The sequence below is a fragment of the Methyloceanibacter sp. genome, assembly GCF_058506495.1.
Genome location: NZ_JBZMXT010000016.1, coordinates 21,845 through 39,390, shown reverse-complemented (window position 1 = coordinate 39,390; position 17,546 = coordinate 21,845). Strand labels below are relative to the sequence as shown.

Sequence of the window (17,546 nt, the reverse complement as noted above, 5' to 3'; positions counted from 1 at the left end):
GCCCGTGATCGTGGCCAGCTGGTAAAAGACCACCGCATGCTCCGCGACTTCCGATTCGAAGAGGTCCGCAGACGTTTCCGATACGGCGATCAGCGGCACGTAGTCATCACCGCCGGCCACCAGATATTCCAGTAAACTTGGCGCGGCACTAAGTGCCTTTCGCGCCGCGGAGGAGAAGGGAATGCTCGCTGTATCAATATCGGCTCCCACGTGCGAAACACTGCAAAGCTTCTCGACGTCTGCGACGAGGCCATCCGAAACATCGATCGAAGCCTTCGCGAAATTGCGGATGAGCAGCGCCGCGCCCGTCGCTATCGGCGGACGCCGGTAGTAGTCAGTAAGGTAGGCGACGTCTTCCGACGAAAGAGCCCAAGTGTTCGCCAGTGATGGGTCCTCCAGGAGCTTCAGCCCAAGGTAGGAATCGCCGATCGGCCCTCCAACATAGAGGCGGTCGCCGGGCTTGGCGCCAAGCCGCGTAATAGCCGCCTCGTGTTGTACAAGTCCAAGTGCGGTAATGGTGATAACGAAAGGCCCGGACGTCGCCGTCGTATCCCCCCCGATTAGAGAGATCCCAGTAAGGTCCTGAGCCTCCGACAATCCGCCTGCAAAAGCCTCCAGCCAATCCATTTCAGTGTTGGGTGGGAGCGCGAGCGAGAGGGTATAGACATAGCCATGGGCGCCTTTGGCTGTAAGGTCCGACATGTTGACGGCCAGCGCCTTGTACCCGATCGACGCCGGTGGATCATCTTTGAGGAAGTGGACGCCGCTGACCAACGTATCGCAGGTCACGACGAGCTGGTGATCGTCTGTGATAGTCAGGACCGCCGCGTCGTCTTTCAAGCCCAGCGCGCCGGAGTCCTTCGCGAGAGGCGCAAAAATGCGGGCAATTATGTCAAATTCCTCCGCCATTGCCATTGCGCCACACCTCTCTGATCTGCCTTGAGTTTAGTCCTCACCTACCGCGCGGCGTGTCAATTCCTCCGACCGTACTTTCCTGGCTAAACGGTCCAACACACCATTGACGACTTTGGGTTCCTCGCCACTGAAGAATGCGTGGGCTATATCAACATACTCGTTGATTACGACCCTGGCCGGGACGTCGTCACGCACGCAAAGCTCGAACGCCGCAGACCGCAGAAGCGCCCGCAAGATCGAGTCAACGCGATTCAGGCGCCACCCTTCTGCCAACTGCTGATCCAGCATCGGGTCGAGGCGGCGCTGTTCCCTGACCACGCCGTCAACAAGATCGTGGAAAAACTCGCCCTCGGCCGCATGATACAGCTGTCCTTCGATCGCCTGACCGAGCCGATGCATTTGGAACTCTGAGACGACCTCATTCAGGTCGATCCCAGTCATGTCCATTTGGTAGAGAGCCTGAACAGCTGCAAGACGCGCAGCGCTCCTGGAGCTGGCGCGATCCGTGGTTTTGGTGCCTTGTGCCATGCTGCTAACGCCGGCTCGCCGATGAGAACTGCTCCTCGAGCCGCATCAAGGTCAGACACGCACGCGCGGCATCGCCGCCCTTGTTCCGGCCGTCCACGCTCGCCCGTTCCCATGCCTGTTCCATACTCTCACAGGTAATGATCCCCGATCCGATGGGAATACCGTGTTGCAACGCGAGTTGGTTCAATCCAGCCGCGGATTCCCGCGCGACGATATCGAAATGACTGGTCTGCCCGCGAATAACACAGCCGAGCGCAATGCAGGCGCGGTGCCTACCAGCCCGCCCAACGAAACCGTTCGCGAGTGCGAGGCTTAGCGCCAGGGGGATCTCGAGCGATCCTGGTACGGAAATTTCCTCATACTCGACATCGTTCCCCCGAAGTTCTTCGGTGGCGCCACGCGCGAGCTCATCTGCGATCTCTTCATAGAACCGCGCGGAGATGATCAAAATTGAAGTGGGGCCCTTACGGCTCATGATGACTACTCCAGGCCGCGATGACCAACGACCGTCAATCCGTACCCCTCAAGGCCAACGATCTTCCGCGCCGGCGAATTCGATAGCAGAACCATCTCGCGAACGCCAAGGTCCAAAAGGATCTGTGCGCCAATTCCGTAGTCCATCAAACGAGCCTGAGCACCTCCCGCAGCGCTCTTATTTAGTCTAGCCGAGATGGCGTCTGGGCGAGATTCACGGATCAAGACGACCACGCCCCGGCCTTCTCGCTCAATAATGTTCAGCGCCTTGCGGATGCAGTTTTCGCAGCCGGGCGCGAGCATGTCTTGAATCGTATTGACGGCGTGCACACGAACAAGAACGGCCCCGCCCGAAGCGATATCGCCTTTAACCAGGGCCACATGTTCAATCGGATCGACTGTCGTGGCATAGACCTTCGCCTGGAAAGGCTCGCCATGTGCACCCTCTATGGTGGTGTCAGCGACCGCCTTTACGAGATGATCGTAGCGAAGACGATAAGCAATAAGGTCCGCAATCGTTGCGATCTTTAGGTCGTGCCGCTCGGCGAAAGTCACAAGGTCTGGCAGGCGCGCCATCGTGCCATCGTCGTTCATGATCTCGCAAATCACACCAGCAGGGTTCAAGCCTGCAAGCCGCGAAATATCAACTGCTGCTTCAGTATGCCCGGCTCGCACAAGCACACCGCCCTCCTTGGCCAAAAGCGGGAAAACGTGGCCGGGCGTCACGATATCTCGATGATCCTTAGTCGGATCAATTGCAACCGAAATCGTGTGGGCACGATCATGGGCAGAAATACCCGTCGTAACGCCTTCGCGGGCCTCGATGGACACCGTGAAGGCCGTCGAATGCCTAGAGCGATTGGACTGCGACATCAGCTCAAGTCGTAATTGCTTTGCCCGCTCGGCTGTGATGGACAGACAAATGAGACCGCGGCCATGCTTAGCCATGAAGTTGATCGCGTCCGGCGTGCCCATTTGCGCCGGAATGACGAGATCGCCCTCGTTCTCTCGATCCTCGGCATCAACAAGAATGAACATCTTGCCGTTGCGCGCGTCCTCGATCACTTCTTCAATGGGCGACAGAAGACGCTTGAGCTCCGTGATTTCTGCCGCAGTCAAAGCCGTCACGAATGCACTCCTTCCACTTCCGACAATCTGGCCGCATATCGCGCGAGTAAATCGACTTCAAGGTTTACCAAATCACCTGGCTGCCGTTGGCCCCAACTTGTATGGCTCAGAGTGTAAGGGATGATGTTCACGTCGAAGCGTGGCCCTTCCACTTCGTTGACCGTCAACGAAACCCCATTGAGGGCAATCGACCCTTTCGAAGCGATGAACTTGGCGAATTCTACGGGGACTTCCAGAAGGAACCGCACACTTTCGCCGTCCGGGAACCGTGAAACGACCTTGGCAACGCCATCGACATGTCCCGTGACGATATGGCCGCCAAGCTCTTCCCCTAGAGCCAGCGCGCGCTCAACGTTGATCCCACGGCCCGGCTCCCACGATCCCATTGTCGTGTGGCTTAACGTCTCGTTCGACGCGTCTATCTTGACGACGGATCCACCACTTTTCGCCTTTTTGATCTCCGTGAGCGTCAGGCAGCAACCATCAAAAGCAATTGAACTCCCGAGGTCGAGGGTCTTTCGCTTGTAGGGAACATGGATACTGAATTTACCGCCTTCGCGCGCAACAAGCGTGCCTAGGCCGCTGACAATGCCGGTGAACATGCTTTGATCCTGCGCCAACGCATCATTCGGTCCGGACCGAAGTTGCGTGTGGCCGTAAGTGTGAATTGGCCACTGTCGGCAAATCGATCAAGCCCTCTGCCTCCGAAAGGCGTCAAGCCATCCTCTCCAGCGAGAGCGGCACCCTGATATACAATCGCCTCATCGACAAGATCGGCATCAACAAACGCTTCGGCAATCGACGGCCCGCCTTCGATCAACACCCGCGTGATGCCGCGACTAGCCAGAGTCTCCAAAGCACCTTCAGGACTGATCATACCCTGGTCGTTGAGCGGAACCGAGAGGATCTCCGCCGCTTTCGAGCGCAGTAACTCCGCATTTGCTTGGGGCCGTTCTGCCGCGCAGAGCAACCAAACTGGGGCCTCCCCAGACTCGAACAAGGACGCGCTAGACGGCGTGCTCAAATGTCGGTCCATCACTACACGGACGGGGGATCGCGATAACAGGCCAGGCAGCCGACATGTCAAAGAGGGGTTGTCTGCCGTCACTGTCCCGCGCCCGACCAATATTGCATCGTTCGTTGCACGAAGCAGATGACCATGCGCGCGAGCTTCTAGGCCGGTGACCCAAACTGGCTTGCCGTTACCTCGCGGAACGCGTCCATCGGAGCCGAGCGCCAACTTGAGCGTCACGGCAGGGCGGCCTTCCGTAACTCGCAGAATGTGCCCCAGCGTCAGGCTCGTCATCTCGTTGGTCCCAACACCCTCCAGGACTTCGATTCCCGCATTCCTGAGCTGCTTGATGCCATTCCCGGCTGTTCGGGGATCCGGGTCGCGGATACCAACAACAACCCTCTGAACCTGTGCAGCGATGATCGCACCAGAACAGGGCGCGCCCCTCCCACTTTCGTGAGCACATGGCTCTAATGTCACGTAGAGCGTGCTACCTGCCGCGCGGTCCCCTGCCCGCTCCAGCGCGATCGCTTCGGCATGCGGCCGTCCGCCAGGCGCTGTCCAGCCACGTCCGACGATTTCGCCAGACGGCGCCACGACCACGGCGCCGACAGCAGGGTTTGGCCAAGCTAGGCCAAGGCCGCGTCTGGCGATCCGGGCGGCATGAGACATGAAATTTGCATCGCGCGTGTCCATAGAGGCGCGCCTTACTCAGTCGTCGAGCGCATTCGAGTCGCGCTTATCCAACTTACCGTCTTCGTCGTCGGCTCCGGCAAGTTCTCCAAGAAGGGCCTCAAAATCTTTCGCCTCGCGGAAGTTCTTATAAACCGAAGCGAAACGAACGTAGGCGACGTCGTCTAGTCCTTTAAGGGCTTCCATAACCAGGTGACCGATGGTTTCAGAATTGATGTCGCTTTCACCCATGTTCTCGAGCCGGCGGACAATGCCACTAACCATGCGTTCGGTTCGCTCTGGGTCGACAGGCCGCTTGCGCAATGCAATCTGGACCGAGCGCATTAGCTTGTCCCGGTCGAATGGAATTCTGCGCCCGCTCCGCTTAATCACGGTCAATTCGCGAAGCTGGACGCGCTCGAATGTTGTAAAGCGGCCGCCGCAGTCTGAGCAGACGCGGCGGCGCCGAATTGTCGTGTGGTCCTCGCTAGGACGCGAGTCCTTCACTTGCGTATTGGTGCTGCCGCAATAAGGGCACCGCATGGGCGACCGCCCTCCTGTTCGTCAACACCAAGCCGTCTGGCGCTTAAACCTTATAGATCGGAAAACGCCCGCAAAGCTCAATGGCCTGCTGCTTCACCTTCTCCTCGACGGCACCGTTCTTTTCTTCGCCATTGGTCACCAAGCCGTCGAGCACTTCGAGAATCATGCTGCCGACCTGCTGGAACTCGCCGACGTCGAAGCCGCGCGTGGTGCCGGCCGGCGAACCAAGACGGATGCCCGAGGTCACCATGGGTTTCTCAGGATCAAACGGGACGCCGTTCTTGTTGCACGTAATGAATGCACGACCGAGCGCTTCCTCAGCGGCTTTGCCGGTGAGCCCTTTCGGCCGCAAGTCGACCAAAATCAAGTGCGTATCCGTGCCACCGGATACCAGTGCCAGCCCGCCATCGACAAGCGTCTGACCCAGCGCTCTACAGTTGTCTACGACCCGCTTGATGTAGTCCTTGAACGAGGGCTGCAAAGCCTCGCCGAAGGCAACGGCCTTGCCCGCAATCACGTGCATCAGAGGACCGCCTTGCAGGCCTGGAAACACGGCAGAATTAATTTTCTTGCCGATATCTGTGTTGTTCGACACCACCAAGCCAGAGCGCGGTCCGCGCAATGTCTTATGCGTCGTCGTCGTGCAGATGTCGGCATAGGGCAACGGGCTGGGATGCAGACCTGCCGCCACGAGCCCGGCAAAATGAGCCATATCAACGTGGAGGTAGGCGCCAACGCCATCGGCAATCTCGCGGAAACGCTTAAAGTCGATATGACGCGGATAGGCCGATCCGCCTGCGATGATCATCTTCGGCTTGTGCTCATTGGCCAGGCGCTCGACTTCGTCATAGTCGATTAGGTTGGTGTCCTCGGTCACGCCATATTGGACGGCGTTGAACCACTTGCCAGATTGATTTGGCGGCGCGCCATGGGTCAGGTGACCGCCCGCGGCCAGGCTCATGCCCAAGATGGTATCGCCCGGCTTGATTAGAGCCAGCATGACGGACTGGTTGGCCTGTGAGCCAGAATGCGGCTGCACGTTCGCAAACTCGCAATTGAACAGCTGCTTAGCGCGGTCGATGGCGATATTTTCCACCTCGTCCACGTACTGACAGCCGCCGTAATAGCGACGCCCGGGATAGCCTTCGGCATATTTGTTCGTGAGGAGCGTTCCGACGGCGTCGATCACAGCCTGCGAAACAATGTTCTCAGACGCGATCAGCTCGATCTCGTCTTGCTGCCGCTGGCCTTCGCGCTCGATTGCGGCCCAGACGTCGGGGTCGCTATCCTTCAAATGCTCATTAAAGAAATCTTTGGCGGTTTTCTGCAACATCTCCAACTGCTCCTTGAGCTTAAACTTGTTTTGGGCCCGAAAGCTCCCACCGCTGAGCGGGGTCTCAGATCCGCGGGATCAGGCTGATTTCGCTCGCTCTACCACATGTCGCGCGGTGACGCTAGCAACGCCCCAAGAGTAGAGATATTTCACTCAGCCTAATCTACGAACAACTGCAAACTATCTTATTCGAGCTCGTTGACGAGTGAAACACAGCGCCCATGCCGCCCCGCTCTTAAGTTGGAACAGCGGCTCTGGTGCCGATGCATATTCGCTTTAGTAGTTGGACGCGTATGTTCCGCGGGTATCGAGGTTGTAGATGTCCGGGCGGAAATGGACCATGCCGTCCGGCGTACCCCACGCGCTGATATACGTGAAGTAAACCCCAATCTGTTGCGTGGCCGGCACGTTTTCCTGAACACCTGTATGCCTCAGAGACTGGATACGTGAGAGGTTCCAAGACGGATTGTTGTCAAGAATCCAAGCTGCCAAGCGATCGACGTTGTGCGTTCGAACGCATCCATGGCTCTCAAAGCGAACGGCCTTGCCGAAGAGGCTTTTTAACGGTGTGTCGTGGATATAGACCGCATGGTTGTTCGGAAAGTCGATCTTGATGTAGCCAAGTGAGTTCTCCTCCCACGGCTTCTGGCGGAAACGATAGCCCTGAACCTCCCTGCCATACCAATCGATAGACCGGGGATCTACGATCCTGCCCTGCCCGTCAATGGCCTCCATACGGTATGCGGCAAGCATGTCCTGCCCGCGGCTTGAGAACTGTTGCCCCTTCGGAATTAGGTCCGCTTTGACAATGCTTCTGGGCACGTTCCAGTAGGGATTGAACTTAACCTGCGAGACCGTGCTCGACAGCGTTGGGGTTTGGTGCTGAACCTTGCCGACCACCGCCGTGTTCCGCAGCTCGACTCGTCCACCCCGGACGGCTTCCACCTGCGCTGCGGGGACATTGACCTGGATGTAGCGGTTCCTTGTTTTGCCAGCCCTGCGCTGCAGCCGCTTCAGGCTTGCTTGCAGCTGTGCCAGACGCGTGCCGGCCGGCACGTTCAGGGCTGCAACTGTCGCCTTCGAGTCCACGACACCGGTTGCCGGGAGGCCATGGCGATATTGGAACCGCTTCACTGCCGTGACGGTCGCTCTGTCATAACGACCCGGCTCGTAGCCCGCCAACAAGTCGCCGCTGATTTGAAGGCGGCGCTGAAGCGTCTGGATATTCGTGCCACGCCGTCCCGGTTTCATGGCGACAGGCTGGACCATCGGCCAGCCCCCCTGGGCGACGATGGCCTGATACTGCTGAATAGCTGATCTGGTGGCAGCGACATTCCCCTTCTCGAGCGTCGGCGTGCCCAATCCGGGGTTGAGGATCATCGCGACTTCTGGGTCGCCAGTGGGCAACTCAGAGCGGGTCACCTCCCCTTGAGGCTGAGTATTCCGCGAGCCGCCGTTGAATAGACCGCCGAAAAGACCTCCATTGCCACCGGCGCTGCCTTGCGTCGCCGGTTGACCTTGGCTGCTGCGCGATTTGAACATGTTGAACGGGCCAGCGCTCAGCGGCTGCACGCTTGAGCACAGCAACGCTACCGCGAGCCCGCCGATCGTCAGCCGTGACCCGTACCTCACAACAGCAGCCAAATTGGGCATACGCCGCTCCCGTCACCTGCGGCAAATTCCACGCGAGTATAGGCGGAATGCTGCCGGAGCTCTAGCCGTTTCCGACGCCATTGAATCCCGGCATAACCTTAACAATCCCTAACTACTCTATGGTAATCGCCGGTGGTTCTGCCGACCCAATCTATCGTCCTACGGATTGAGACCTGTTCCCTCATGCCGCGCAGGACGGCGCGGCTTCCATATCTGGACTTAGTATTAAAAGAAGATTTGGACGAATTTGCGCTCGGGCGCGGACAACGCCGGGACTCCAGGGTACGATGGCCCTCCCATTGACCCCAACGCTTGCGACGCGCTGCTGGCTAGAGCTGGTAGCGGATCTGGTCAGACCAAAAACGCTGCAGGCGGTCCATCGACTTGTTGAGGGCCTCGAGATCATTCTGAGCGACGCCCCCTACCTGTTCAAGCGATCCCAATTGGCGCTCAAACAACCTATTGACCACATTAGATATTTCACGGCCCTTGTCCGTCAGGCTTACTCGAACGGAACGCCGATCGGTTGTCGAACGCTGATGGTTCACGAAACCAGCTTGAACAAGCTTTTTCAGATTGTAAGAAACATTCGAACCAAGGTAGTAACCGCGCCCAGTCAATTCTCCGGCAGTGACTTCGTTGTCGCCAATATTGTACAATAGTAATGCCTGAATACTATTTACATCGGTCCGTCCAAGACGCTCAAATTCATCCTTGACCACATCGAGAAGCAACCGGTGAAGTTGCTCAATCAATTTTAGTGAGCCAATGTAAGACGTCTTAAGATCTTTTTTCTCAGGAGCGCTTTCATTCGCCTCCATTTCCAAAGAAACATTCATCGCCAACCCCATTTAGTTGTTGTTTTAGCCAACTTGGCGATGACTATAAGACCGCCCCGACTAAGAGGCGCTTAATCGAAACGCTTAAGAGTCGATAAAATTCTAAGCTTAATTCGTGTTGATGTTTGCCTTTTTCCTCTTTGATTCCAACGACTCTTACTGAATCTGCTTCTGTTGGCTCAGTTCGAGTTCGTTGGCTAGGGGGGTATCGAACAATCTTTCAATGCTGGCATCATCAACCTCGGAAACGGTTTCTGGCGCCCAACGCGGTGGTTGGCCTTTACCCGCAATTCTAGCGTCTATGCCTTCTTTGAAATCTGGCATGGTGACAATGTGAGACGCGAGGCGATACTCCAGCTTCAAGGCCTCTTCCAAGCTCAACGACTTTCCGCGCAGCATTTGCCGCAGCGCGATCTTCAGCGACGTTGGCGACTTTTCTCGCAAGCTGGCGGCTGTCTGCTTCGCCCAGGCCTCATAGGGTCCCTCGGGTTCACTATCGAGCCGTTCGAGGATCTCTTCCACCGTTGGCGCCGAGAAAACCCGATTGATTGCAGGCGTGAGCCGGACTAGGTCGCCTTCTCCTGGGTCTTCATGAAGGCCGTCAAGAAGGCGATCGATCGGGTGGTTGTCTGCGAGTGCTTTTTTGATAACGCCGAAATAAGCGGACGGGATGTAGTGGCTTACGAGGCGCAAACGATGCGCATCTGCGGGACCGATCACAGCGCCGGTTAGGGCCAGATAGGTTCCGACCCAGCCGAATAAGCGGGGAAGGAAATAGGTCCCGCCAATGTCGGGCAGAAAGCCGATGCCGACTTGAGGCATGGCGAACCGGTAGCCCTCTCCCGCGATACAATGGGTCCCAAGTAGTGAAATCGCGACGCCACCACCGAAGGCTAACCCATTGATCAGCGGTACATTCGGCCGGATGAATTTCTCAAGAACCCAAACATGGGTATAAGCTGAACGGTAGAACGCGCGTATCTCGTCAATAGCTCCGTCTTTGTTCCATTGGTTAAGTACTTTCAGATCCCCGCCGCTGCAGAAGACCTTAGGGTGCGTCGACTCCATTACGACGCCGTAGATCTGCGCTGCTGGCTCCCACCGGCGGTAGTTGGAGCTCAAGGCCTCGAACATTTCGCGCGTGAGCGCGTTGAGCCTATCCGGCCGATCGAGGGTGACGACACCAGCGCGGTCGTGTTCCTCGAAAGTTATGCCAAGCGGTTCGGACAAACGCGCAGATCCTCGCGAATGGGGAAAACAGGTGCGTGGTTCAATAGTCCGGCGCAGCTACCATTCCAGAGCGCAAACCACAAGCCAGTGCTGAGCGGCACGTTCGGACGGGGCTGGCGATGAGCACGCGAAGTGTCGAGGGATGGCTATATAGATGGTTCGGTGGTCTGCTCGCCGCCAAGCTTGTGGTCGTCGCACCGCTCCTCGCTACGGCGCATGCTCAGCAGTTCAATCCGTTTCAAAACCAGAATGCGACAACTCGCGAAGCACCAACGCCCCCTCGAACGGCTGCTCCGCGAAGGCCCGAGCCTCCCAGCCTGCCTGAGAGAAAATCAGCGGTTCCGACTGCTCCTGCTGAAGTTTCGGCGGTTTCGGCGACCCCCCAAGAGGCACCTTCGGAGGTCTCAGCGGGGCCGAACGCCACACCTGCCGCCCCTAGCGCGCGCCCTGCTCAAGATGCCGTTGCTCTAAGTCCACCAGAAGAAGTCCCCGCGGCAAACGCCGAGAGGCCTGCCGCGTCGGCTGATGTCCCTGCCCCCGCTGATGAAAAAACCGAAGCGCCGATAGGCGCCAAGCTGGAGGAAGACAGTGACGTCGTTCAGGACGACGCCACCCCAGCATCGACTCCTGAGGCTGTCGAGACGCTCCCGCTCCACCCTGTTCGCAATCCCGTGCGGTCAGGTTCCGATCCCAACGCCGCCGCCCACCCAAAGGTCGTTGCGGCGCTTGAGCAGTGCGTGGAACTCCTGGACGGGCTTCACCTGGAGTACGAACATCTAGACTCAATCCGTCGGGGGCCATGCGGGACGACTGCGCCCATCAAGCTGAAGTCGATTGGTAAGAACCCCAAAATTGCTGTTTCCCCGCCAGCTACGGTCAATTGCACCGTGGCCGCAACCTTGCACGAATGGTTTGAGACTTCGGTACAACCGACGGCGGAGGCACTCGGAACAAGCGTCGTAAAAATAAAGAACGCGGCGTCCTATATGTGCCGAAACCAGTACGGCAGGTCGGATACCAAGCTGAGCGAGCATGCAAAGGCCAATGCCCTAGATATCAAGGCGTTTGTTCTCGCATCGGGGCAGACCATCCCCATCCTCGGGAACTGGCCCTACGGCTACCGGCCAACGCGCCCGCGGCTCGCCGATGCCCCGTGGCCCAATCCCTTGCGGCCTCACTCATCCCTAAAGGCCGCGGTTTACAAGTCGCCAGGACTAAGCAGCGCCGATGAGACGCTCGATCATGAGCGCTTCACTGAAGAAGCCGAAGAGTTCTCGAGTATGGCGACACATCCCTTCTTCAAGCCGATGTTCGTCGCGCCAGCCGAAATTTTGATGCCTGAGGAGGAGGAGCCCGAGGGACCTGTACCCGAGGGGAACATAAGCCGAAAGGAAGCGAAGGCGTTCTTGAGAACGATCCATGGCGATGCCTGCAAGATCTTTTGGACTGTGCTGGGTCCAGAAGCGAATGCCGCCCACCGCGATCATTTCCATTTCGATATGCGCAAGAGGCGCTATGTCAGGATTTGTCAGTAGACGCACTGGCATCGTGAACCACTGCTGCTGAGGGCTCTAGCGAGGCTCATGAATTGGATGATAAGCTCCCGCACTTTGGGAACCTCCTCAAGTGTGTGACAGCAAATCGAGGGATCCGTATCGCGTGGCGCCACGAACCGACGAAAAGGCAATTTCTCTCCGCACGGAACGCGTGAAGCGCGGAACGCCCGCTGAGCCCCAGGAGCTGAGTCAAGGCTTTCCCGCTACCCGCCTTCGGCGGAATCGGCGCGCGGATTGGTCCCGACGGCTTGTCCGGGAAACGCACCTCACCGCCGACGATCTCATTTGGCCAATCTTCGTCATTGACGGGGACCGGGCCCGTGAGGAAGTGAATGCAATGCCCGGCGTCGCTCGGCTGTCCATCGACCTTGCTGCTCGCGCTGCCGAGGACGCGGCTGAAATTGGCCTGCCGGCGATCGCGCTGTTTCCCTATACCGATCCCTCGCTGAGAGACGAAGCGGGCAGCGAAGCGTTCAACCCTGGCAACCTTGTCTGCCGAGCGGTCCGCGCCATCAAGCAAGCGGTTCCTCAGATCGGCATTATCTGCGACGTGGCACTCGATCCCTACACAAGCCACGGTCACGACGGCCTGCTCGACGAGGATGGCCGGATCAACAACGATCGATCCGTCGAGGCGCTTGTGATCCAGGCACTGGTTCAAGCAGAGGCCGGCTGCGACGTGCTTGCGCCGTCCGACATGATGGACGGGCGGGTCGGCGCCATTCGCTCTGCCCTGGAAGCCAACGGGCACGCCGACACGCAGATCATGAGCTACGCCGCCAAGTATGCCTCGGCCTTCTACGGCCCCTTCAGAGACGCCGTAGGATCAGGAGCGCAGCTCCACGGCGACAAGAAGACCTACCAGATGGACCCAGCGAATAGTGCCGAGGCAATTCGGGAAGTCGATTTCGATGTGATCGAAGGCGCGGACATGGTCATGGTCAAGCCGGGCCTACCGTATCTCGACATCGTCTTTCGCATAAAGGAGGCCTTCGGTCTGCCCACCTTCGCCTACCAGACATCCGGAGAATACGCCGCACTCGTGGCCGCTGCCGAAAACGGTTGGCTGGATCGGGAACGTGTTGTGCTTGAAACTCTGCTCGCGTTTAAACGGGCTGGCGCCGACGGCGTATTCAGCTACTTCGCACCTGAAGTCGCTCGGCGCCTCAAGGACCAATTCTAGAGGAAGCGGTCTCGATTAGTCCGTCACCTTCATGTTCGTGAACAGAAGAGTCGCCTCGCTCGATTTGTCGAAATTGTCGCCCGACACGCCGAAGCGCCAACCACCCTCCGGTGCCTGGCCCCTCACCTCTCGCACCTTCGTGCCGTTGATATAGAACACAAGGCTGTTGCCGTTGGCGTCGACGCGCAGCGTGTTCGAGGAACCCGGTGCTGTTTTGATGGCGGGGCTGTCGATGTTCGCCGCGATGGTCCCTACCCACGCGCCATTGTGCTTGCGCGCGATCCAATACCGTCCGTTGTTGAGAATACCGAATTGGTAGTAGGACCGGTTGTTCTCACCCCAAAACAACAGACCCGCGCCAAGTATCTGTTGCTTTCGTTCGGCAGCCTCGTCTTGGGTCTGGCCATGAGGCCAAACTGCCTCGGCGCACACGTCGGCGTCTTCCACAGAGAACATCACGTTCAGGTTCGACTGCATGTCGTCCGCAGGCAACGTAAATGTCAGCGCACCATCGCCAATAGCAACCGCCTTCTTTTGAGACCAACCGCCAGCATTGTCCTCGAACCTGTCCTCAAAAAGAACGTCAGCGCCTTCGCATGCAAGTCCGTGACTAGAGCTTGCGATAAGCATCGCAATTCCCAGTACGTAAACTGTTCGAAGCATGCGTTATTCCTTCCAAACGCCCCGACAGGAGACGCGATTCTCAGCGTTGAAAATCCTAGGCCGACGTCCACCGGACGGCAACAACAGTCCGCCACTGCGAGCCCACGTTGCGTATTGCGGAAAGAATTCCCATGTAATAACTCTGTACGCGGCAGACCGGAGACCAAATGCCTAATTCAATGACCCCGACCACCACGACTTTCCCAGAGCCAACGCACGCTTACGATCCCGTCTCGGAGCCGCAGCTTTTCAACGCGGTCATCCGAAAGCGCTGTGTCGCATTTCTGGTCGACGCGGTCATGATTGCGGTGCTCACGGGCATCGCGTTTGTGTTCGTGGCGGTTCTCGGCGTTCTCACGCTTGGGCTTGGCTGGCTCCTTTTTGGGCTCATTTTTCCTATCGTTGGACTCAGCTATAACGCCTTCACGATCGGTGGGCCAAAGTCCTCGACTATCGGCCAGCGCATGATGGGGCTCGCTGTGCCGATGTGGTACGGCGGCAAGGTCACACCGCTGATCGCGGCGTTCCATGCGCTCTTGTTCTGGTTCTCTCTGACGCTGTTTTTCCCGATCTTGCTCTGGTGCTTCTTCGATTCTCGGAAGCGCTGCCTGCATGACATTCTCGCCGGTGTGCTGGTGATAAACCGGCCTGCCGCGCGTGAAACCGTCTCAGTCTGACGGAGTTCTCCAAACACTGTTGGGCTGCGCGCATTGTGCCGATTGCGCCCAGCGCCGATCCTCGCTTAAGCTATTCGAGGATTGACTTGGATTCGCTTCCGGTCTGGTGCCCGTGACAGAACACAAGAACAATTTTCCGGAGTTCTACATTACCGCACCCCAGCCTTGCCCCTATCTGGCAGGCCGGATGGAGCGAAAACTTTTCACGCACCTGACCCGCGACAAACCCAGCTTTTTGATCGACAATTTGTTGAGGGGCGGATTCCGGCGCAGCCAAAACATCGCCTACATGCCGTATTGCGACTCCTGTTCGGCCTGCGTGCCTGTGCGCCTCCTCGTGAACGAATTTCAGCCGAAGCGGTCGCTTAGACGCATTGCGCGGGCGAACGACGACGTCGTGGTGACCCGGCAGCCGGCAATGCCGAGTTCAGAGCAGTACGCGCTCTTTCGGGACTATATCGAAGCGCGTCATGGTGATGGCGGCATGGCCGAAATGAGCGTTCTCGACTTCACGCTGATGGTCGAGGACAGTGTCGTGGAGACCTTCATTACCGAATATCGGCTCAAGCCGGACTCGGGCACCGGCGAGTCGCCGCTGATTGCCGCCGCGCTCTGCGACAGGCTCAGCGACGGTGTCTCCATGGTCTACAGCTTTTTCAATCCAGATTGGGCGCAGAGAAGTCTGGGGACCTTCATGATCCTTGAGCATGTGGAGTACGCGCGCTCACTCGGATACCCCTACGTGTACCTCGGCTATTGGATCGAGGGGTCGCGGAAGATGCGCTACAAGGAGCGGTTCCAACCCCAAGAGCGGCTCACATCGAAGGGCTGGGTCCGCGGCACCAACACCGACACCTTCCCACGCTAAAACTTCTCTCCGAACTTACCGGACTTAGGAAAGCCGCGCGGTGGCAACCTGCCTGCAGCCGCGCGGGCGCCCCACCAGTCCCGGAGGTCAGCCGGTGCTACTGTGAAGCTGCGCTTTGCCGCATCGATGTAGATGAGCCCTTCCTTTTTCGAGAACGTCTTCGCGTCTGCTAAGCCGCCGTCGCGATAGCGCTGTAGTCGCACGCCCTTGCCACGCGGCATCTCCGGTAACTCTTCGAGCGGAAACAGTAAGAGTTTTCTGTTCTCACCAATTACCGCAACGCTGTCGCCTGCAACTGGCGCACAAACCGCAGCCTCGTCGTCTCCCTTTACGTTCAGTACCTGCTTGCCCTTTCGGGTCATCGCAATGACATCGTCCTCGGCGACCACGAAGCCATACCCCGCCGTCGAAGCGACGAGCAGCCTTCGGCCAGGCTCATGAACGACCAGTTCGACGCAGTCGCCCGCATCTTCGATGTCGACCATGAGGCGGAACGGCTCGCCGTGACCGCGCCCGCCAGGGAGTTTGTCCGCAGCGAGCGAATAGAAGCGGCCGTTCGTTGCAAACAGCAACAACGTATCGGTGGTCTGGGCTTGGAGGATCTGCCTGAGCCTATCGCCATCCTTAAACGCCAGCTTCGACGTATCGGCGCCGTGACCCTTGACCGTCCGTATCCATCCCTTATCGGATAGGACGACCGTTATGGGCTCCTTCTCGATCATGGCCTCGGCCAGTTCAACCGCGACATCCTCCGGTTCTTCTTCAAATGTCGTCCGGCGTTTGCCTAGTTCCGTCTTTGGACCAAAGCTGTTCTTAATGTCCTTAATCTCATCGGCTATCCGCTTCCACTGCTTATCCTCCGACTTCAGAAGCGCCTTAAGCTCTTTGCGCTCCTTCGTCAGGTTCTCGTGCTCGCGACGGATCTCCATCTCTTCGAGTTTCCGCAAGGCGCGCAGGCGCATATTAAGGATGGCCTCGGCCTGAACATCGGAGAGCTTGAACTCCTTGATGAGGATAGGTTTTGGTTCGTCTTCCTCCCGCACGATTCGGATGACGCGATCTAGGTTAAGATAAACGATCAAGTAGCCATCCAAGACCTCCAGGCGGTGATCGATCTTGGACAGGCGGAAGTTCGAACGGCGGACGAGGACTTGCTGACGATGCTCAAGCCACTCAAGCAAGACTTGGCGTAGCCCCAAGACGTTTGGAATCTTGCCCTGGCTAAGCACATTCATGTTCAGCGAGACGCGCGTCTCAAGCTCAGTCGCCTTGAAAAGCGATTCCATAAGAAGCGTTGGATCTACGCTGCGACTTTTCGGCTCCAACACAAGCCTTACATCCTCGGCCGACTCGTCACGCACGTCAGCCAGTAGCGGTAGCTTCTTGCCCTGAAGCAATTCGGCGATACGCGCTACAAGCCGGGCCTTGGGCACTTGATACGGAATCTCGGTGACGACGATCTGATAGGTCCCGCGGCCTGCGTCCTCCTTCTCCCAACGGGCGCGCAAACGGAAGGAACCGCGGCCCGTCTTGTAGGCCTCAACGATCTGCTCGCGTGGTTCGACGATGATGCCGCCGGTAGGTAGGTCCGGTCCAGGCACGAAACCCACAAGTTTGTCGGCTGTCGCTTTTGGGAACTTTATGAGATGGAGGGCTGCATCGCACAGCTCGCCCACATTGTGGGGCGGTATACTTGTCGCCATGCCGACCGCGATTCCCGAAGCGCCATTGGCAAGCAAATTCGGAAAGTTGGCTGGGAGGACGGCCGGCTCCATTTCGCGGCCGTCGTAGTTGGGCCGGAAATCGACTGTGTCTTCGTCGATACCCTCCAATAAACGTGCGGCAACATCCGTCAGCCGCGCCTCGGTGTACCGGTCGGCGGCCGGGTTGTCACCGTCGATATTACCAAAGTTCCCTTGCCCATCGATGAGCGGGTAGCGCACGGCAAAGTCCTGAGCCAGACGCGCCAGCGCATCATAAATTGCCTGATTGCCGTGGGGATGGAAATTGCCCATCGTGTCGCCAACGATCTTCGCACATTTGCGGAACTCGCCTTGCGGCTGCAACCGCAGTTGCTGCATAGCGTAGAGCAAACGGCGGTGGACCGGCTTCAGTCCGTCTCGCACATCCGGCAGCGCCCTGTGCGTAATGGTCGAGAGCGCATAGGCCAGATAGCGCTCTTCCAAAGCTTCTTTCAGATTGATCGGTTCGATGGGCCCCGACTCAGGGGGCGTAGCGCGTTTTCCCATGTCTCGCGATTACCCTATCGCGT

17 protein-coding genes are annotated in these 17,546 nt (G+C 58.2%); 4 read left to right on the top strand and 13 right to left on the bottom strand.

The window, feature by feature from the left end; genetic code table 11:
* The 11 genes from thiL to AC33YF_RS05055 all read right to left on the bottom strand — a co-directional run.
* On the bottom strand, positions 1–909 hold a 909-nt coding region (thiL, locus tag AC33YF_RS05105), incomplete at its 3' end, for a thiamine-phosphate kinase (RefSeq protein ID WP_491776121.1).
* Positions 910–945: 36 nt separating this feature from the next.
* Positions 946–1,443: a transcription antitermination factor NusB gene (gene nusB, locus AC33YF_RS05100; protein ID WP_491776120.1), complete on the bottom strand. Its 498-nt coding sequence runs from the start codon at positions 1,441–1,443 to the stop codon at positions 946–948.
* A 4-nt stretch (positions 1,444–1,447) separates the two neighbouring features.
* Positions 1,448–1,918 carry a 6,7-dimethyl-8-ribityllumazine synthase gene (gene ribH / locus AC33YF_RS05095; RefSeq protein ID WP_491776119.1) on the bottom strand — a complete coding sequence of 157 codons (471 nt, stop codon included), beginning with the start codon at positions 1,916–1,918 and terminating at the stop codon, positions 1,448–1,450.
* Between the two features lie 5 nt (positions 1,919–1,923).
* The gene (ribB, locus tag AC33YF_RS05090; protein ID WP_491776118.1) at positions 1,924–3,045 is read right to left on the bottom strand and encodes a 3,4-dihydroxy-2-butanone-4-phosphate synthase; all 1,122 of its coding nucleotides are present in this window, start codon (positions 3,043–3,045) and stop codon (positions 1,924–1,926) included.
* Positions 3,042–3,647 carry a riboflavin synthase gene (locus AC33YF_RS05085; RefSeq protein ID WP_491776117.1) on the bottom strand — a complete coding sequence of 202 codons (606 nt, stop codon included), beginning with the start codon at positions 3,645–3,647 and terminating at the stop codon, positions 3,042–3,044. Before AC33YF_RS05085 ends, ribB begins: the two co-directional genes overlap by 4 nt.
* On the bottom strand, positions 3,620–4,753 hold the full coding sequence (ribD, locus tag AC33YF_RS05080; RefSeq protein ID WP_491776116.1) for a bifunctional diaminohydroxyphosphoribosylaminopyrimidine deaminase/5-amino-6-(5-phosphoribosylamino)uracil reductase RibD: 1,134 nt from the start codon (positions 4,751–4,753) through the stop codon (positions 3,620–3,622). The genes AC33YF_RS05085 and ribD overlap by 28 nt, the downstream gene beginning before the upstream one ends.
* 15 nt (positions 4,754–4,768) lie before the next feature.
* Entirely contained in the window at positions 4,769–5,272 is a 504-nt protein-coding gene (gene nrdR, locus AC33YF_RS05075; protein ID WP_491776115.1) for a transcriptional regulator NrdR, read from the bottom strand.
* A gap of 43 nt (positions 5,273–5,315) precedes the next feature.
* On the bottom strand, positions 5,316–6,605 hold the full coding sequence (gene glyA / locus AC33YF_RS05070; protein ID WP_491776114.1) for a serine hydroxymethyltransferase: 1,290 nt from the start codon (positions 6,603–6,605) through the stop codon (positions 5,316–5,318).
* Between the two features lie 276 nt (positions 6,606–6,881).
* Entirely contained in the window at positions 6,882–8,258 is a 1,377-nt protein-coding gene (locus tag AC33YF_RS05065) for a L,D-transpeptidase family protein (RefSeq protein WP_491776113.1), read from the bottom strand.
* A 329-nt stretch (positions 8,259–8,587) separates the two neighbouring features.
* Complete coding sequence (gene ldtR, locus AC33YF_RS05060; protein WP_491776112.1) at positions 8,588–9,109, bottom strand: transcriptional regulator LdtR; 522 nt, start codon at positions 9,107–9,109, stop codon at positions 8,588–8,590.
* A gap of 144 nt (positions 9,110–9,253) precedes the next feature.
* The gene (locus AC33YF_RS05055) at positions 9,254–10,327 is read right to left on the bottom strand and encodes an enoyl-CoA hydratase/isomerase family protein (protein WP_491776111.1); all 1,074 of its coding nucleotides are present in this window, start codon (positions 10,325–10,327) and stop codon (positions 9,254–9,256) included.
* Between the two features lie 119 nt (positions 10,328–10,446).
* Between AC33YF_RS05055 and AC33YF_RS05050 the strand changes: the two genes are divergently transcribed.
* Together AC33YF_RS05050 and hemB are read left to right on the top strand one after the other, a co-directional pair.
* Positions 10,447–11,862, top strand: coding sequence for an extensin-like domain-containing protein (locus AC33YF_RS05050; protein WP_491776110.1), 1,416 nt, complete (start codon positions 10,447–10,449; stop codon positions 11,860–11,862).
* 172 nt (positions 11,863–12,034) lie between these two features.
* Positions 12,035–13,066, top strand: coding sequence for a porphobilinogen synthase (gene hemB / locus AC33YF_RS05045; protein ID WP_491776124.1), 1,032 nt, complete (start codon positions 12,035–12,037; stop codon positions 13,064–13,066).
* 15 nt (positions 13,067–13,081) lie between these two features.
* Here hemB and AC33YF_RS05040 read toward each other — a convergent pair whose 3' ends face one another.
* Complete coding sequence (locus AC33YF_RS05040) at positions 13,082–13,729, bottom strand: 3-keto-alpha-glucoside-1,2-lyase-like domain-containing protein (RefSeq protein WP_491776109.1); 648 nt, start codon at positions 13,727–13,729, stop codon at positions 13,082–13,084.
* Between the two features lie 179 nt (positions 13,730–13,908).
* On the opposite strand from AC33YF_RS05040, the gene AC33YF_RS05035 reads away from it, so the two are divergent.
* Together AC33YF_RS05035 and AC33YF_RS05030 are read left to right on the top strand one after the other, a co-directional pair.
* Complete coding sequence (locus AC33YF_RS05035; protein WP_491776108.1) at positions 13,909–14,406, top strand: RDD family protein; 498 nt, start codon at positions 13,909–13,911, stop codon at positions 14,404–14,406.
* A gap of 112 nt (positions 14,407–14,518) precedes the next feature.
* Complete coding sequence (locus tag AC33YF_RS05030) at positions 14,519–15,274, top strand: arginyltransferase (RefSeq protein WP_491776107.1); 756 nt, start codon at positions 14,519–14,521, stop codon at positions 15,272–15,274.
* Here AC33YF_RS05030 and parC read toward each other — a convergent pair.
* Positions 15,271–17,523 carry a DNA topoisomerase IV subunit A gene (gene parC / locus AC33YF_RS05025; RefSeq protein ID WP_491776106.1) on the bottom strand — a complete coding sequence of 751 codons (2,253 nt, stop codon included), beginning with the start codon at positions 17,521–17,523 and terminating at the stop codon, positions 15,271–15,273. The two genes, AC33YF_RS05030 and parC, sit on opposite strands and share 4 nt — an antisense overlap.
* Positions 17,524–17,546 lie beyond the last annotated feature (23 nt).

Excerpts from the sequence above, each read along its gene's own strand:
- ribD (WP_491776116.1), bottom strand. The coding sequence starts at position 4,753 with ATGGACACGCGCGATGCAAATTTCATGTCTCATGCCGCCCGGATCGCC.
- nrdR (WP_491776115.1), bottom strand. The coding sequence starts at position 5,272 with ATGCGGTGCCCTTATTGCGGCAGCACCAATACGCAAGTGAAGGACTCG.
- nusB (WP_491776120.1), bottom strand. The coding sequence starts at position 1,443 with ATGGCACAAGGCACCAAAACCACGGATCGCGCCAGCTCCAGGAGCGCT.
- glyA (WP_491776114.1), bottom strand. The coding sequence starts at position 6,605 with ATGTTGCAGAAAACCGCCAAAGATTTCTTTAATGAGCATTTGAAGGAT.
- AC33YF_RS05065 (WP_491776113.1), bottom strand. The coding sequence starts at position 8,258 with ATGCCCAATTTGGCTGCTGTTGTGAGGTACGGGTCACGGCTGACGATC.
- AC33YF_RS05085 (WP_491776117.1), bottom strand. The coding sequence starts at position 3,647 with ATGTTCACCGGCATTGTCAGCGGCCTAGGCACGCTTGTTGCGCGCGAA.
- parC (WP_491776106.1), bottom strand. The coding sequence starts at position 17,523 with ATGGGAAAACGCGCTACGCCCCCTGAGTCGGGGCCCATCGAACCGATC.
- AC33YF_RS05050 (WP_491776110.1), top strand. The coding sequence starts at position 10,447 with ATGAGCACGCGAAGTGTCGAGGGATGGCTATATAGATGGTTCGGTGGT.
- AC33YF_RS05035 (WP_491776108.1), top strand. The coding sequence starts at position 13,909 with ATGACCCCGACCACCACGACTTTCCCAGAGCCAACGCACGCTTACGAT.
- AC33YF_RS05040 (WP_491776109.1), bottom strand. The coding sequence starts at position 13,729 with ATGCTTCGAACAGTTTACGTACTGGGAATTGCGATGCTTATCGCAAGC.
- ribH (WP_491776119.1), bottom strand. The coding sequence starts at position 1,918 with ATGAGCCGTAAGGGCCCCACTTCAATTTTGATCATCTCCGCGCGGTTC.
- ldtR (WP_491776112.1), bottom strand. The coding sequence starts at position 9,109 with ATGGGGTTGGCGATGAATGTTTCTTTGGAAATGGAGGCGAATGAAAGC.